Annotated in this window: 10 protein-coding genes; all 10 read right to left on the bottom strand. The window is 69.0% G+C overall.

The annotated features are described in order from the left end of the window. Positions 1 to 11 precede the first annotated feature (11 nt). Genes MXC99_RS11610 through MXC99_RS11565 form a run of 10 tightly spaced genes read right to left on the bottom strand, consistent with a single transcriptional unit; the run spans position 12 to position 13,462 of the window. Entirely contained in the window at positions 12 to 1,202 is a 1,191-nt protein-coding gene (locus MXC99_RS11610; RefSeq protein ID WP_247725613.1) for a CaiB/BaiF CoA transferase family protein, read from the bottom strand. Continuing rightward, positions 1,199 to 3,583: a xanthine dehydrogenase family protein molybdopterin-binding subunit gene (locus MXC99_RS11605; RefSeq protein WP_247725612.1), complete on the bottom strand. Its 2,385-nt coding sequence runs from the start codon at positions 3,581 to 3,583 to the stop codon at positions 1,199 to 1,201. The genes MXC99_RS11610 and MXC99_RS11605 overlap by 4 nt, the downstream gene beginning before the upstream one ends. Before the next feature lie 13 nt (positions 3,584 to 3,596). Continuing rightward, the gene (locus tag MXC99_RS11600) at positions 3,597 to 4,079 is read right to left on the bottom strand and encodes a (2Fe-2S)-binding protein (RefSeq protein ID WP_247725611.1); all 483 of its coding nucleotides are present in this window, start codon (positions 4,077 to 4,079) and stop codon (positions 3,597 to 3,599) included. Next, a complete protein-coding gene (locus MXC99_RS11595) occupies positions 4,063 to 4,932 on the bottom strand; it encodes an FAD binding domain-containing protein (protein ID WP_247725610.1) in 870 nt (289 codons plus the stop codon). Before MXC99_RS11595 ends, MXC99_RS11600 begins: the two co-directional genes overlap by 17 nt. A 9-nt stretch (positions 4,933 to 4,941) precedes the next feature. Next, positions 4,942 to 6,555 carry an acyl-CoA mutase large subunit family protein gene (locus tag MXC99_RS11590; protein WP_247725609.1) on the bottom strand — a complete coding sequence of 538 codons (1,614 nt, stop codon included), beginning with the start codon at positions 6,553 to 6,555 and terminating at the stop codon, positions 4,942 to 4,944. After that, a complete protein-coding gene (locus MXC99_RS11585) occupies positions 6,552 to 6,968 on the bottom strand; it encodes a cobalamin B12-binding domain-containing protein (protein ID WP_245880898.1) in 417 nt (138 codons plus the stop codon). The genes MXC99_RS11590 and MXC99_RS11585 overlap by 4 nt, the downstream gene beginning before the upstream one ends. Continuing rightward, positions 6,965 to 8,098: a benzylmalonyl-CoA dehydrogenase gene (gene iaaF, locus MXC99_RS11580; protein ID WP_247725608.1), complete on the bottom strand. Its 1,134-nt coding sequence runs from the start codon at positions 8,096 to 8,098 to the stop codon at positions 6,965 to 6,967. The genes MXC99_RS11585 and iaaF overlap by 4 nt, the downstream gene beginning before the upstream one ends. 2 nt (positions 8,099 to 8,100) lie before the next feature. Then, positions 8,101 to 9,807: a hydantoinase B/oxoprolinase family protein gene (locus MXC99_RS11575; RefSeq protein WP_247725607.1), complete on the bottom strand. Its 1,707-nt coding sequence runs from the start codon at positions 9,805 to 9,807 to the stop codon at positions 8,101 to 8,103. After that, a complete protein-coding gene (locus MXC99_RS11570) occupies positions 9,804 to 11,930 on the bottom strand; it encodes a hydantoinase/oxoprolinase family protein (protein WP_247725606.1) in 2,127 nt (708 codons plus the stop codon). The genes MXC99_RS11575 and MXC99_RS11570 overlap by 4 nt, the downstream gene beginning before the upstream one ends. Continuing rightward, positions 11,927 to 13,462 (bottom strand): acyl-CoA synthetase, encoded by a 1,536-nt coding sequence (locus MXC99_RS11565; protein ID WP_247725605.1) that lies wholly within the window; start codon positions 13,460 to 13,462, stop codon positions 11,927 to 11,929. The genes MXC99_RS11570 and MXC99_RS11565 overlap by 4 nt, the downstream gene beginning before the upstream one ends. Between the last annotated feature and the right edge of the window lie 33 nt (positions 13,463 to 13,495).

The following is a 13,495-nucleotide window of genomic DNA, read 5'->3' as shown; positions in this document are numbered from 1 at the left end:
TCCGCGCCGGCTCAGGCGATCACGCCCTGGGCGCGCAAGGTTTCGCAGGCCGCGTCCTCCACCCCGGCCTCGCGCAGGACGCGCAGCGTGTCCTGGCCGTAGCGCGGCGGCGGGTTCAGCGCCGTCCGCGCTTCGGGCAGATCCACCGCCATCGGCTGCATGTGGATCGTCCGTCCGTCGGGGAAGGTGGTGGTGGTCAGGCGCCGGTGCACCGCTTCCATGTCGCGTACCGCGGGGATGTCGTGGATGGGCGCGTGCGGAATGGTGGCGGTGCGGAAATCGGCGGTCAGTTCGGTCGTGGGGTAGCGCCGCGTCACCGCCGCGAGGTCGTGGTGGATGGCCTCGCGCTCGCGGTGGCGGCCCTCGTTGGTGGCGCGCTCCGGCGTGGCGATCGAGGCGAAGCGGGATAGTTCGGTGAGCCGCTTCCACTGCACGTCGCTGCCGATCGCAACGTAGATGAAGCCGTCGGCGGTCGGATAGACGTTGGTCGGAATGAACTTGCGGTGCTCGTTGCCGCAGCGGGTGATTTCCCCCGGGTCGCAGTCGAAGTCGAGCAGGGGCAGGGTCGTGATCAGCCAGGACGTCGCGGCCTGCAGCATCGACACGTCGATGCGCCGGCCCTGTCCGCTCTCGGCACGCTCGAGCAGCGCCAGCATCACGTTGGCGTAGACCTCGTCGCCCGCCTTGAGGTCGATCAGCGGCACGCCGGCCAGCGTCGGCGGCCCGGCGGCGTCACCGGTCAGCTCCATGTAGCCGGCCATCGCCTGCAGCACCGGGTCGTAGCCGGGGGCGTCCGGGTAGTCCGGCCCCAGCGCCGAGATCCCGGCCCAGATCAGGTCGGGCTTGGCCGCGCGCAAGGTGTCGTAGTCGATGCCCAGCTGGGCGTAGCGCCGCGGTACGGTGTTGCAGCAGAACACGTCCACGTCGAGGGCCTGGATGATCCGGCGCAGCAGGGCCTGGCCCTGCGGGTCCTTGAGGTTGAGGGCGATCGCTTCCTTGCCGACGTTGGGGGCGATGAAGTAGCTGCGGCGGTCGTCGTCGAGCACCTTGCCGCCGATGTAGCGGTTCGGATCGCCCGGCAGGCCGTCGCCGGCCGGGGTCGATTCGATGCGGATCACCCGCCAGCCGAGCTGGGCGAAGCGCAGCGTGGCGTAGGGCATCGACAGCGCCTGCTCCATGGAGAGAATGGTGCGTTTCTTCATTCCGGCTTCCACGGTTTCCAGTACGGTTTCTCGGCGCGGCCGTGGAGCGCGGCATACACGGCCTCGGGCGTGAACGGCAGGGCGAAGAGGCGGGTGCCGGTGGCGTTGTAGATCGCGTTGGCGGCGGCCGCGGCGATGCAGATCGAGGGCGCCTCGCCGACTCCCTTCGCGCCCTGCGGACCTTCGCCGTCCATCGACTCGATGAAGGAAATGTCCATCTCGGGAATTTCCGGCGCGGTCACCAGCTTGTAGTCGCGGAAGTTCGGGTTGCGCATGACGCCGTTTTCGATCATCAGGTTCTCGGTGAGTGCGTAGCCCTGGCCCATGACCACGCCGCCCTCGATCTGGCCCTCGATGCCGAGCCGGTTCAGCACCCGGCCGACGTCGTGCGCGCCGGTGACTTTCGTCATCCTGACGATGCCGGTGTCGGTGTCGACCTCGACTTCGACGACCTGGGTCGCCCACGCGTAGGCGGCGGAGACGTCGCCCTTGTAGCCCTTGTCCTGGTGCACGCTGGGGGGCTCGTAGTAGTGGGTGGTCATGATCAGCTCGGCGCGCTCGGAAAAGTGCAGGCCGCGGATGAAGCGGGCGAGCTCGACCACGGCCTCGCCGCTGTCGTTGCGCACGATGTGGCCGCCGTAGAGGTCGAGCTCCTCGGCCGCGCAGCCGAACTTCTGCGCCGCGGCGGCGAGGATCTTGGCCTTCGCCTTGCGGGCGGCGCCGATCGCCGAGTTGCCGGCGATGAAGGTGGTGCGGCTGGCGTGGACGCCGACGTCCCAGGGCGTGATCGCGGTGTCGTTGTTGACCACGGTGACCGCGGCGATGGGCAGGCCGAGTTCCTCGCAGACGAGCTGGGAGAGCACCGTTTCCGAGCCCTGGCCGATCTCGGAGGCGCCGGTGATGAGGGTGACGTTGGCGAAGTCGTCGAGCTTGAGGATGGTGCCGCAGCCGTCCGAGGGGTAGATCTTGGCGCCGCCGCCGACGTGCAGCATCGAGGCGATGCCGATGCCGCGCTTGAGCGGGCCGGGGGCGTCGCGTGCGGCGAGGTTGTCGCGGTGCTTGCGCAGGTAGTCGCTGCGCGCGGCGGCGGTGGTGAGGCAGTCCTTGAAGCCGCAGCTCTTGAACACCATGCCCTGGCCGGTGACCTCGCCCGCCTCCTGGGCGTTCTGCAGCCGGAATGCGAGCGGGTCCATGCCGATCGCCTCGGCGAGCATGTCCATGTGCTGTTCGATGGCGAAGGTCGCCTGCAGGTTGCCGTAGCCACGGAACGACCCGGCGTAGGGGTTGTTGGTATACACCGCGGTGGTGTGGTAGTCGCAGTGCGGTACCCGGTACAGCGAGGAGAAGGTCTGCATCATCACGAACGGCGTGGTCGCCCCCCACGAGGTGTAGGCGCCGTTGTCGTGCAGGGTGTGGACCTGGCGGAAGGTCAGGGTGCCGTCCTTTTTGCAGCCCGAGCGCAGGGTGAGCAGCACCGGCTGGCGGGTGGGCGAGGCGAGGAACTCTTCCTCGCGGCTGAACACCAGCTTCACCGGGCGCCCGGCGGTGCGGGCGAGGAACACGCAGATGACTTCGAACGGATAGACGTCGAGCTTGGAGCCGAAGCCGCCGCCGATCGGCGGCTGGATGATGCGGATGCGCGCCGGGTCCATGTTCAGGTACTCGGCGAACTCGCGCTTGTGCAGGAAGGGCACCTGGGTGTTGGAGTACATCAGCAGGTTACCCGAGGCGTCGAACTCGGCGATGATCCCCGACACCCCCAGGCAGCAGTGGGTGACGTAGTGCAGGCTGAAGGTGTCCTCGAGGATCACGTCCGATTCGGCCTCGCCCTGGGCGATGTCGCCGTGGCCGTAGTCGAAGCGCATCGCGACGTTGCCCGCGCGCCCGGGCTCGAGGACGCTGCCGTCGGCGGCGAGCCGCGGCGGGTGGATCTGCACCGCGCCGGGGGCGACCGCGGCGGCGGGGTCGGCGAGCACCGGCAGGTCTTCGTATTCGACCCGGATCAGGCGCAGCGCCTGCTCGGCGATCTCCTCGCTGTCGGCGGCGACCGCGGCGATCTCGTCGCGCTGGCTGCGCACCCGGTCGCCCTTCAGCGGCAGGTGGTCGCGGGCGACGCCGATCGGGCGCTGGTCGGGGACGTCGGCGGCGGTGATCACCGCGTGCACCCCGGGCAGGGCGCGCGCCGCGGAGGTGTCGATGCTCAGGATGCGGGCATGGACGCGGGCCGAGCGCAGGATCCTGGCGTAGAGCTGGCCGGGCAGGTTGAGGTCGTGGAGGTAGCGCGTCTTGCCGCTCGCCTTTTCGGGCGCGTCCTTCTTCTGGATGCGCTTGCCGATCAGGGTGTCGCGCTCGATCTGCTGCGGATGTGCTGCGATGTTCATCGTTCGCCTCCCCTCAGTGGCCGCCACAGCACGACGTGGTCGTGGCCGAGATCGCGTCGACGATCTTGCGGTAGCCGGTGCAGCGGCACAGGTTGCCTTCGATGCCGCGCTTGATCGTGGCCTCGTCGGCGTCCGGGTGGGCGTCGAGGACGTGGCTGGCCTGCATCACCATCCCCGGCGTGCAGAAGCCGCACTGTACCGCACCGTGCTCGACGAAGGCGGCGCGCAGGGCCTCGCTGCGCTGCTCGCCGGCGAGCCCTTCGATGGTCACCAGCTCGCGCCCGTCGCAGTCGGCGGCGAACATCAGGCAGGCGTTCATCGTCGTGCCGTCGACCCGGATCGTGCACGCGCCGCACTCGCCTTCGCCGCAGCCGTACTTGGTGCCGGTGAGGCCGAGGACGGTGCGCAGCATCTCCAGCGCGCTCATGTCGACCGGCACGGTGACCCGCCGCCGGACGCCGTTCAGGGTGAATTCGATGTCATGCTTGAGCGACATGGTCGAGCATCCTCTTGGTCATGTTGTGGATCAGTTCCTTGCGGTACCAGGCGCTGGCGCGGACGTCGTCGATCGGGTCGACCTCGTCGCGCGCCACGGCGGCGGCGCCCGCGATCGTCGCCGGGGTCAGGGGGCGGCCTTCGAGCACGGCCTCGGTGCGGCGGGCGCGGACCGGGGTGGGGGCGACCGCACCGAAGGCGATGCGCACGTCGCCGAGGGCGCCGTCGATGAGGGTGCCGGCGATCGCGATCGAGATCGTCGAGATGTCGAGCGCGGGGCGGGTGCCGAACTTGAAGAAGTGCGCCACCCGGCCCGGTGCGGGGAGCGGGATGCGCACGCCGGCGAGCAGTTCGTGAGGTTCGCGCCGGGTCCGGCCGGGGCCGGTGAAGTAGTCGGCGATCGGCAGCCGGCGGCGGGCGATGTGGCCGTTGGGCTTGGCCGCGAGCTCGACTTCGGCGTCGAGGGCGAGCAGCGGCACCAGGGTGTCGCCGGCCGGCGAAGCGTTGCTGATGTTGCCGCCGATCGTGCCGGCGTTGCGGATCTGGTCGCTGGCGAAGCGGTCACAGGCTTCGGCCAGCGCCGGCAGGCGGGTGCGCACCAGCGCGCTGGCGAGCAGCTCGGTGATGGTGGTGAGCGCGCCGATGCGGATCGCGCCATCCTCGAGGGCGATGCCCTGCAGTTCGGGAATGCGGCGGATGTTGAGCAGGGTGGGCTGGATGCGGATGCGTCCGGCCCGGCTCTGCGGCATCAGGTCGGTGCCGCCGGCGAGGATGGTGACGCCGTCATGTCGGTGGAGGCAGTCGAGCGCCTCTTCCAGGCAGGTCGGCGCGAGATAGCGTTCGATGGTGTTCATGCGGTTTCCTCAGAAGCGGATCGGTTCCTGGTAGCGGCCGAAGACCTTCACCAGCTCGCGGGTGATCTCGCCGACGCTGGCATAGGCCTTGACCGCGTCGACGATCGCCGGCATCACGTTGGCACCGTCGCGGGCATCGGCGCCGACGCGGGCGAGCGCGCGCGCCACCGCGTCGGCGTCGCGCTCGGCGCGGACCTGGGCCAGGCTGGCGATCTGGGCGCGGGCGTCGTCTTCGTTGTAGGGGTGGAATTCGACCGGGTGCTCGTCCTCGTGCTCGTTGCGGTAGCAGTTGACGCCGACCTTGGGGAAGGCGCCCGACTCGATGTTCTGCTGCATCCGGTAGGCCTGGGCGGAGACCTTGGCCTGGATCGCCCCTTCCGAGATCAGCTTGACGATGCCGCCTTCGGCATCGGTCTCGGCGATGATTTCCTCCATCTTCGCGCGCATCTGGTTGGTCATCGTCTCGACGTACCAGGAGCCGCCGAGCGGGTCGACGGTCTCGGTCAGCCCCATCTCCTCGATCAGGATCTGCATGGTGCGCAGCGAGATCCGTGCCGAATACTCGGTGGGGATGGTGTAGGCCTCGTCGTAGGAGCACAGCGCCATCGTCTGGGTGCCCGACAGGGCGCTGATCAGGGCGTAGTAGGCGCCGCGCACGATGTTCAGCTCGGGCTGCTCGAAGGTCAGCCCGCCACCGCCGCCGGCGGCGATCATGCGCAGCCACATCGAGCCCGGGCTCTCTGCCTTGTATTCCTCCTTCATGATCTTGGCCCACAGGCTGCGCCCGGCGCGGAACTTCGCCACCTGCTCGAAGAGGTTGCCGAAGATGTTGAAATTGTAGGACAGGCGGCCGGCAAACTCGTCGACGTGGAGGCCGCGGCGGATCGCCTCGTCGGCGTAGGCGCGGGCGATGCAGAACGCGTAGGCCATCTCCTGCGCCGGAGTCGCGCCCGATTCGCGGATGTGATAGCCGCAGACCGACACCGGGCTGTACTTGGGAGCGTGGCGGGCACAATACTCGATGGTGTCGCCGACCAGCCGGATCGAGGGCTCGACCGGGAAGATCCAAGTGCCGCGGCCGATGAATTCCTTGAGGATGTCGTTCTGCGCGGTGCCGCGCAGTTTGGTGACGTCGTAGCCGCGCTTTTCCGCCATCGCCAGGTACATCGCGATCGCGATCGCCGCGGCGCCGTTGATCGTCATCGACACGGTGATCTTGTCGAGGTCGATGCCGTCGAAGGCGAGCTCGAAGTCGCGCAAGGTGTCGATCGACATGCCGACGCGGCCGATCTCGCCCTCGGCGAGCGGGTCGTCCGAGTCGAGGCCGATCTGGGTGGGCAGGTCGAAGGCGACGTTGAGCCCGGTCTGGCCGTTGGCGATCAGGTACTTGAAGCGCTGGTTGGTGTCGCGCGGATTGCCGAAGCCGGCGTACTGGCGCATCGTCCACGGCTGCTTGCGGTACATCAGGCGGTGGATGCCGCGGGTGAAGGGGTATTCGCCGGGGGCGCCGATCATCGCTTCGCCGCCGCTGGCGTCGACGTCGGCCCGGGTGTACAGCGGCTTCACTTCGAGGCCGGACTCGTTGAACACGGCTTTCGGTTCGACTGGGGCGCGGTCGTTCATGGGGCGTTCTCCCGGATGTAGGACACCACCGCCTCGAGCCGCGAGCCGGTGGGAAAGATGCCCGCGAAGCCCAGTTCGCGCAGGGCGTCGTGGTCCTGGGCGGGCAGGTTACCGCCGATCATCCACAGCTTGTCGGTGAGGCCGCCGGCTTCGAGCAGGGGCTTGAGCTTGCGGCAGAAGGGCAGGTGCGAGCCGGCCATGCTCGACAGCGCGACGACGTCGACGTCCTCGTCGAGGGCGATGCGGGCGACCGCCTCGGGGGTCTGGCGCAGGCCGGTGTAGATGACTTCGAAGCCGGCGTCCATCATCGCGCGGGCGACGATCTTGGCGCCCTGGTCGTGGCCGTCGAGGCCGGGCTTGGCGAGCAGGACGCGGATCCGGCGTGCCGGCATCGCCTGGGTCGGTGAGCTCATGCGCTAACCTCCTTTGCAATGATGAGCTTGAGAATTTCGCTGGTGCCGCCACCGATCAGGGTGAAGCGGATGTCGCGCAGATAACGCTGCACCGGGTACTCCATCGCGTAGCCGTAGGAGGCGAACACGCGCGCGGCCTGGTCGCACACGGTGGCCGCGGTCTCGGTGGCGAACAGCTTCGCCATCGCCGCCTCCTTGTGGTGGGGGCGGCCGGCGCCGTGCAGCCAGGCGGCATAGTGGACGAGGTGGGTGGCGGCCTCGAGGCCGGTCGCCATCTCGGCGAGCTTGAGCTGGATGGCCTGGAAGCGGTCGATCGGCTTGCCGAACTGGACGCGCTCGCCGGCGTAGCGCACCGCCTCGGCGAGCGCGGCACGCGCGCCGCCGAGCGCCATCGCGCCGGTGAGGATGCGGATCTCGGCGAGGGTCTTCCTGAGGTGGGCTTCGCCGTCGCCTTCCTCCTTCGACAGGCGGTGGCTGTCGGGCACGAAGCAGTCGTCGAAGGCGAGCTCGGAAGTCGGCAGCGCCCACACGCCCATCTTGTGGATCGCGCGCCCGATGACGAGACCGGGGAAGTCCTTCTCGACGAGGAAGATCGTCAGCTTTTTCTCCTCGCCGGCGCGCGCGAACACGGTGAAGAAATCGGCCACCGGGGCGGCGGTGATCCAGGTCTTGCGCCCGTTGAGGACGTAGCCGCCGTCGACCTTGCGGGCCTGGGTGGCGATGCCTGACAGGTCGGAGCCGGCGCCCGGTTCGGTCATGCAGATCGCGCCGATCTTGTCGCCGGCGAGCGCGGGCTTGAACAGGCGCTCGATGATGTCGGGGCCGCCGAGCATGTGGAGGAACTTCGTGCCCATCAGCGACTGCATCGCCGCCGCGCCGGCGAGCGACATCGAACCGCGCGCGATCTCGGCGAGGGCGAGGCAGAACTCGGTGAGGCCGAGGCCGCTGCCGCCGGCCTCCTCCGGGTAGCGCATGCCGAAGAAGCCGAGCGCGGCCAGTTCGTGCACGAGCGCGCGGGGATAGGCGCGGGCCTCGTCGAGGGCAGCGGCCTGGGGGGCGATGCGCGCGTCGCAAAAGCGCGCGAAGGTGTCGCGGATGGCCTGCTGCTCTTCGTTCAGGTCGAAGTCCATGGTCAGGCCGCCTGCTCCGGTTCATAGCCGTACAGCGTGCGCGCGGCCGCGGCCGAGATCACGCCGTTGCGGACCTCCTCGGCGAGCGCCTTGCGGCTGCGCCGCTTCGGGTCGCCGTAGCCGCCGCCGCCGCTGGCGACCTGGTGGTAGATCGTGCCCTTGGGCACGCCGGTGATCAGGTCCTTGTTCTTCGGCACCACGACGGTGCCGTCGGGGTAGTGCAGGCGGATGAAGTTGAGCCCGCCCTCGCCGCCGCCGAAGAGGCCGAACGCGGGCTCGAAATCGCCGTCGCCGAAGGTCACGAGCTGGGTGTCGTCGGAGCCGATCTCGAAGATCGTCTCCACCCCGAGCCCGCCGCGCCACTGGCCGGCGCCGGCCGAGTCGGTCAGCAGTTCGTGGCGGATCAGGCGGTGCGGGGTCTGCTGCTCGAACATCTCGTAGTCCTGGTCGAGCACCCCGCCGGAAGCGTCGATCATGCCGATGTGGTCGTAGCCGTCGGTGCCGCGCATCGCGCCCGAGCCGCCCTTCAGGCCCATGAAGCCGATGTCGACGTAGGCCTCGTTCTTCTTCGGGTCGATGCCGGTGGTGAGCGAGCACAGCAGGTTGTTCCAGCCCGCGGTGACGCGGTCGGGCATCACCGGCGCGAGTGCGCGCTGGATGGCGTCGGCGTTGGGCGGGCAGAGGTGGTTGCCGAAGGTGGTGGCCTTCGGATAGGAGGCGTTGAGCAGGGTGCCTTCGGGGATCACGATCTCGATCGGCTGGACCATGCCCTCGTTGTGCGGGATGTCGGGATTGACCATCTGCAGCAAGGTGAGGATGGTGGCCGAGGCGCTGGAGGTGAAGGTGCCGTTGACGAAGCCGTTGGTCTGCGGGTCGGTGCGCGAATAGTCGAAGCGGATCGAGCGGTCGGCGACCTCGATGTCGACGCGGATGGTGAACTTGCTGCCTTCATGGCGGCCGTCGTAGTAGACGTAGCCCTCTCCCGAATAGCGGCCGTTGGGAATCTTGGCGATCTCCGCTTCCATCATCCGCCGGGTGGCATCGAACAGCGCGCTCTTGTGCGCTTCGTAGCTCGCCACCCCGTACTTGCCGAGCAGCTCGAGCAGGCGGCGCTCGCCGACCGTGCACGCGCCCATCTCGGCCTTCATGTCGTGCTGCACGATGTCGAGGCGGATGTTGGCGAAGATCAGGTTCCACACGTCCTTGCGCAGTTTGCCCTTCTCCACGACCTTGACCGGCGGGATGCGCAGCGCCTCCTGCCACACTTCGACCGCGTTCGGGTTGTAGCCGCCGCGCACGTTGCCGCCGATGTCGGCCTGGTGGCCCTTGACCGCGGTCCATGCGACCAGCCGGCCCTCGAAGAAGATCGGCTTGAACACGGCGACGTCGTTGTTCTGGTTGCCCAGGCTGAAGACGTCGTTGTGGAAGATGACGTCGCCCGGGTGGAGGTCGTCGCCGAAGTAGTCCTTGATGTACTTGCACACCGGCGCCAGCGAGAACGCGAGGATGGGCAGGTTCTCGGTCTGCTCGAGCATGTTGCCGTCGCCGTCGTAGAGGCCGGTGACGTAGTCCTTGGCCTCGCACAGGATCGGCGAGCGGGTGGTCTGCTCCATCGAGATGCTCATCTCGTCGGTGATCGACTTGAAGGTCCGCGCATAGACCGAGAGCAGGATCGGATCGATTGCGGCGCGCTGTTCGGGGGTGCTCATGCCACGGCCTCCTTCTGTTCGCGGATGCAGGACTGGACGAGATCTTCGCGGCCCTTGCGGTAGAGCGCGAAGGAGCCGAGCGCGTCGATGACGCAGTCGTAGGCGGCGCTGACGAAGATCGCCGTCGTCTCCTGCTCGATCATCGCCGGGCCGGTGATGCGGTTGCCGAAACGCAGGCGGTGGCCGTCGTAGACCGGCACGGTGTCGAAGCTGCGGCTCTCCGGGATGTACACCGGGCGCTCGCCCTTGCGCGCGTGGCCGGCGTCTTCGCCGCTCCAGCTCTTCTCGTGTGCCTGCGGCTTGTCGGTGAGGCCGATCGCCTGCACGCGCACGTTGATGATTTCCACCGGGGTGTGCTCCTGGGCGAGCTCGTAGCCGTAGAGCCGGTTGTGCTCGGCGTGGAAGGCGGCGGCGATGGCGGCGAGGTCGTGGCGCTCGAGGTGCTCGCGCGCGACCGCGAACGAGACTTCGTGGTACTGCTTGACGTAGCGGCAGTCGAACTTGATCTCGAAGCGGCGACGCGCCGGCGGGATGCGCTCGGCGTCGAGCTGGGCAGCGCCCTCGGCGGCCATGTCGTCGATCGCGGCGTCGAGGCGGGCCCAGTCGACGGCGTCGAGGCGGGAGACGAAGGTGCGCACGAAGTCGTGCTTGAGCTCGCTCATCAGCATGCCGAAGGCGCACAGCACGGACGACTCGCGCGGCACGATCTGGAGCGGGATCTCGAGCTCGTCGCAGATCAGGCAGGAGTGGATCGGTCCGGCGCCGCCGGCGGGAATGAGCGGGAACTCGCGCGGATCGAAGCCGCGCTTGATGGTGACCTCGCGCACCCCCTGCGCCATGCTGTTGCACGCCACCCGGTACATGCCGGCGGCGGCGTCCTCGATGGACAGTCCGAGCGGGCGGGCGATGTGCTCCTCGATCGCGCGGCGCGCGGCGTCGAGGTCGAGCTTCATCTTGCCGCCGGCGAAGAACTCGGGGTCGAGGTAGCCGAGCACGACGTTGGCGTCGGTGGTCGCGGGCAGGGTGCCGCCGCGGCCGTAGCAGGCCGGCCCCGGATCGGCGCCGGCGCTTTGCGGCCCCATGCGCAGCAGGCCGCCTTCGTCGATCCAGCCGATCGAGCCGCCGCCGGCGCCGATGGTGTGGATGTCGAGCATCGGCAGCGCGATCTTGTAGCGGGCGATCTCGCCGTCGTTCTTGAGCATCGGCGTGCCGACCGCGATCGAGGTCTCGAAGCTGGTCCCGCCCATGTCGGTGACGATGCACTTGTCCTGGCCATGGGGGCGCACGTAGAACAGCCCGGCGCCGGGGCCGCCGGCCGGCCCGGAGAGCAGGGTGAGGGCGGCGCGCTCGCGGGCGAGCTGGGGCGAGATCACGCCGCCGTTGGACTGCATGATCAGCAGCAGGCCGCCGAAGCCGATGCCTTTCAGGCGGCCGACGAGCTGGTCGAGGTAGTGGTTGAGCTTGGGGCCGACGTAGGCGTTGAGCGCGGTGGTGCTCAGGCGCTCGTAGAAGCGGATCGAAGGCAGCAGATCGGTCGACACCGACAGGTGGGCGCCGGGCAGGGCACGGCGCACGCGCTCGGCGGCGGCACGTTCGTGGGCCGGATTGGCGAACGAGTTCATGAAGCAGATCGCCACCGCGTCGACCTTCTCGTCGCCCAGCAGCGCGATCGCGGCGTCCAGTTCGGCCTCGTCGAGGGGGGCGATTTCGTTGCCGTCGCGGTCGAGGCGGCCGCCGATGCCCTGGCGCAGGTAGCGCGGCACCAGCGGTTTGACGTTGGTGTAGCGGTTGTTGTACTGCTCCTCGCGGATGCCGCGGCGCATCTCGAGGGCGTCGCGCACGCCGGCGGTGGTGAGCAGGCCGCATTTCGCCCCGGTGCCGGTGAGGGTGGCGTTGGTCGTCACCGTGGTGCCGTGCACGATGGTGTCGATGCGCGCGGCCAGCGCCTCCAGCGTCAGTGGCGGGTCCATGCTCGCGGCGATTTCGGCGAGGCCGTTTACGACGGCGATCGACGGATCCGCAGGTGTCGACAAGGTCTTGAATATCGCCGGCTCGGCGGTGCCGTGGATCACGACAAAGTCCGTGAACGTGCCGCCGACGTCGATCCCGATCTTCAGCGTCATTGGATGTGCTCCAGGTGGGACGGCCGTGCGACCAGCCGGCGCACGTCGTCTTTGCGGATCTTGCCCAGGGCGGTGCGCGGCAGCTGGTCGGTAAACACCACCTCCTTGGGAAGCTTGTAGCGGGCGATGCGTCCTTCGAGAATCTGCAGGACCTGTGCCGCGTTCAGTTCGTGGCCTTCGGCGACGACCACGACGGCGACGACGATCTCGCCCCAGCGCGGATGGGGGCGGCCGACGACGGTGACTTCGGCGATCTGCGGGGCTTCGGCGAGTACCGCTTCGATTTCGGCGGGATAGATGTTCTCGCCGCCGGAAATGATCAGGTCCTTCTTGCGGCCGTCGATGTAGAGATAGCCTTCGTCGTCCTGGTGGCCCATGTCGCCGGTGCGGAACCAGCCGTCGACAAAGGCGGCGGCGGTGCCGTGCGGGTCGTTCCAGTAGCCGCTCATCACGTTCGGGCCCTGGACCAGGATCTCGCCGGTGACGCCCGCGGGAACGTCGTGCCCGGCGCCGTCGATGAGGCGGATGCGGGTGTAGCGCGCGGCGCGGCCGGTGGAGGCGGGCTTGCGGGCGACGTCCTCGGGGCGCAGGCAGGCGGCGATCGGACAGGTTTCGGTGGCGCCGTAGATCGACACCAGCGGGATGCCGCGCTCGAGCAGGGCGTGGACCAGGCGCTCGGGGACGATCGTCGAGCCGGTGGAGATCATGCGCAGGCTGGAGAGGTCGGCGTCGGCCCAGCGCGGATGGGCGAGCATCATCTCGATCTGGGTGGGGACGAGCACGGTGAGGGTGATGCGCTCGCGCTCGATCGCATCGAAGGTGGCATCGGCGTCGAACTTGGGCTGCAGCACCACGGTGGCGCCGACCGACAGCGCCGGAGTGGTCTGGTTGTTGAGGCCGCCGACGTGGAACAGGGGCAGGTTGACGAGGACGCGGTCGCTGGCGGTCAGACCGTGCAGGTCGATGCTGTTGGCCGCGTTCCAGATCAGGGCGTCCTGGCTCAGCAGCACGCCGCGGGGCTTGCCCGTCGACCCCGAGGTGTAGCAGATCAGCAGCGGCGTCGCGGTGTCATCGCCGGCCGGCGGTGTCGTGCGCCCTTCGGCGCGGGCAAGGAAGGAATCGAGCCCGATCCAGCCGGCGGGCAGCGGGCCCAGCGCCACCAGGGTGGCGTCGGGGAGCGTCCGCCGGATGTCGTCGATCGCGTCGGCGAACGGGCTTTCCGCGATCAGCACCGCCGGCGGGCAATCCTCGAGCAGGCGGCGGTGCTCGGCGCCGGCCAGGCGCCAGTTCATCGGCATGAACAGGGCGCCCAGGCGGGCGCAGGCGAACAGCGCGACGAGCGTCTCCGGCCGGTTGTGACCGAGATAGGCGACGCACTTGCCGTGCCCGCTGCCGGTGGCGTCGAGCGCTGCGGCGAAGCGCTCGATCCGCGCGGCGAACTGTGCATAGTTCAGGTCCTGTCCGCCGAAGCGGAGCGCGACCTTGCCGGGCGTCGCTGCGGCGTGACGCGCAATCCACTGCCAGAGCCCCATGCTCCTCCTCCTTTGTCGTCAGCTGCGTCCGGC

Origin of the sequence: Thauera aromatica (genome assembly GCF_023093595.1) — a bacterium.
In the GTDB taxonomy this organism is placed as follows: Bacteria; Pseudomonadota; Gammaproteobacteria; order Burkholderiales; family Rhodocyclaceae; genus Thauera; species Thauera aromatica_A.
The sequence above is the reverse complement of the archived record's forward strand: the minus strand, read 5'-3'. Positions and strand labels throughout refer to the sequence as shown.